3 protein-coding genes are annotated in these 2551 nt (G+C 67.3%); 1 reads left to right on the top strand and 2 read right to left on the bottom strand.

Annotated elements, in window-relative coordinates:
• Positions 1–461: trehalase family glycosidase (locus AB1609_20925; GenBank protein MEW6048901.1), on the top strand; the 461-nt coding region annotated here is incomplete at its 5' end.
• 15 nt (positions 462–476) lie between these two features.
• Here AB1609_20925 and AB1609_20930 read toward each other — a convergent pair.
• Together AB1609_20930 and AB1609_20935 are read right to left on the bottom strand one after the other, a co-directional pair.
• Positions 477–1229 carry a glucose 1-dehydrogenase gene (locus AB1609_20930; GenBank protein MEW6048902.1) on the bottom strand — a complete coding sequence of 251 codons (753 nt, stop codon included), beginning with the start codon at positions 1227–1229 and terminating at the stop codon, positions 477–479.
• Between the two features lie 11 nt (positions 1230–1240).
• A partial coding sequence (locus tag AB1609_20935) for an FAD-linked oxidase C-terminal domain-containing protein (GenBank protein ID MEW6048903.1) occupies positions 1241–2551 on the bottom strand: 1311 nt, incomplete at its 5' end.

The following is a 2551-nucleotide window of genomic DNA, read 5'->3' on the forward strand; positions in this document are numbered from 1 at the left end:
AAGGCACCCAGGCCTTTGGGCGGCTGTGGGACGACGGTGAAGGCCTCTACTTCTCCCTCGACGCCATCGCCGGCAGCCCGATCCGGGTACCCACCTCGGCAGCCTTCCTGCCGCTGTATGCAGGGATACCCGACACCACCGCTGCCCAGCACCTCGCATTTCACCTGGAAGCCTGGGGGCGGGCCGTCAACTTCCTCGTTCCGAGCCTGGCTCCGAACCAGCCGCGTTTCGACCCTCGCCGCTACTGGCGTGGCCCCGTCTGGCTCAACGTGAACTGGATGATCGAACAGGGGCTGACCCGGTACGGCCATCTCGAACTCGCCCGGAGGGTGCGTGAGGATACGCTGCGGCTCCTCGCCGCCTCCGGCTTTCGCGAGTATTACCACCCGCAAACTGGAGAAGGGCTGGGCGGCAGAGGCTTCGCCTGGAGCGCGGCCGTCGCGCTGCTGTGGTTCTCGTGAACGGCCCGCCACAACCTATAGGGCATTCCAGCCGCCGTCGACGTAGAGAAGGTGGCCGGTGACGTAGCTGGAACGAGGGGAGGCCAGGAACAGCACGGCCTCGGCGACCTCCTCAGGCCGGCCAAACCGCCCCATGGGCGTGCGGCTCAAGAACACGTCTCGCCGGCGGGGATCCTCCAGCCACTTGTGGGTCAGAGGGGTCTCGACGTACGCCGGGCAGACAGCGTTAACGCGGATTCCGTGAGGAGCCCATTCGACCGCCAGTGCCCGGGTCAGTTGCGCAACGCCGCCCTTGCTGATGGCGTACACCGAGAGCATGGGAATGGTCCCCTCGCTTTCGGTGGATCCAAGGTTCACAATGCTTCCCGGCAGCTTCAGTTCCAGCAGCCGCCTGGCCACCGCTTGGGCGCAGAAAAACGAACCCTTCAAGTTTACGTTGATGATGGCATCCCAGTGCTCTTCAGACACCGCCTCGGCAGGCTCTCGGATATTGATGCCTGCTGCGTTCACCAGCACCCGTATCGGCCCAACGCGGTTTTCCGCCCGGGTCAGCGCAGGTCCCATCTCGCCGACCCGGGTTACGTCCATCTGCAAGGTCTCTACAGCAAGCCCAATGCCTTCCAACTGCGACTGCGCTCTGGCCAAGCGTTTTTCGTCCACGTCGGCAAGGACGACCCTTGCACCCGCCCGGGCCAGGCGTTCGGCGATGCTGACACCGAGGCCTCCGGCTCCACCCGAGACCAGGGCTGCTTGGCCATCGAGTTCCATGGCTGACCCCCTCACCCAGCAGAGTGTTGGGGCACACGCGCCCCATCGGCCCCGGGTGCCCTGCTGGCCGGCTCCAGGATCGCCTTGCCGGGGTTGAGAATCCCATCGGGGTCGAGAGCCCGCTTGACCGCCACCATGAGTTCGAGGGCATTGGGCGGCAGCGCTCGGCGCATGTAGGGCAGTTTCAGCCGGCCGACCCCGTGTTCGCCGGTAAGCGTCCCGCCGCGCCGGATGGCGGCCTCGAACAGGGCATCAATGGCCTGCCAGGTGCGCCGCATGCGCTCCGGGTCGCGCTCGTCCGTCAAGAAGTTGGGGTGCAAGTTGCCGTCGCCGGCGTGGCCAAAGACCACCACCTCGACCCGGAACTCCCCACGAATGGCGTCCATGTCCCGCATGAAGCCCGCCAGCTCGCCCAGAGGTACCGTGGCATCCTCGGAGATCTTGGTGGGCTCAATGCGTGCCACGCGCGGCGACAGCTCTTCCCTTGCTCCCCAAAGCTCCGCCTGCTGCGTCCCATCCAGAATGGCCACGGCGGGTGCGCCGCGGCCTCGCACGCTTTCGGCCAGCGCCTGTGCCTTCTCGGCTACCTCGGCGCTCTGGCCCAGAAAGTCCGCCAGGATCAGGCCATACGCCCCGCCGGGTACGTCAGTCCCGATGGCCGCCTCGAGCCGATCGGCCAGTAGCCGCACGCAGAAACGGTCGAGCAGTTCGATGCTCGAGGGCCGGTGCGGGCTGCCAGCCATCAGGACGATGAGATCCTCCAGCTCCTCGGGAGAGAAACCGGCGGCCAGCAGGCTGGCCCTGGCCGGCGGCAGCGGCAGCAGCCGCAGCCTGGCTTTCGTGACCACGCCCAGCGTGCCCTCAGAACCCACCATGAGGCGAACCAGGTCATACCCGCAGGCGTTTTTCGTGGTACGGGCGCCGAGTTCGACGATGTCGCCGCTGGCGAGCACCACCTCCAGGCCCAGCACGTAGTTGCCCGTGGGCCCGTACTGGAAGCTGTGCGGCCCCGCGGCGTTCTCGGCAATGTTGCCCCCGATCGTGGAGACCCGGGAACTGCCCGGGTCGGGCGGGTAGAAGAGGCCGTGCACCCGCGCCGCCTGCTGAACGGCAGCGGTGATGGCACCCGCTTCCACCACCATCTGAAGATTGCGCAGGTCGACCTCGAGGATGCGGTTCATCTGCGTCATGACCAGCGCGATGCCGCCGTCGGGAACGGATCCGCCGCTCAGGCCCGACCCGGCCCCCCGGCTGAACACGGGCACACGATGCGCCCGGGCGAGCTGCAGGGTGGCGGCCACGTGCTCGGCCGAACGGGGAAA

The organism is Bacillota bacterium (genome assembly GCA_040754675.1).
In the GTDB taxonomy this organism is placed as follows: domain Bacteria; phylum Bacillota; class Limnochordia; order Limnochordales; family Geochordaceae; genus Geochorda.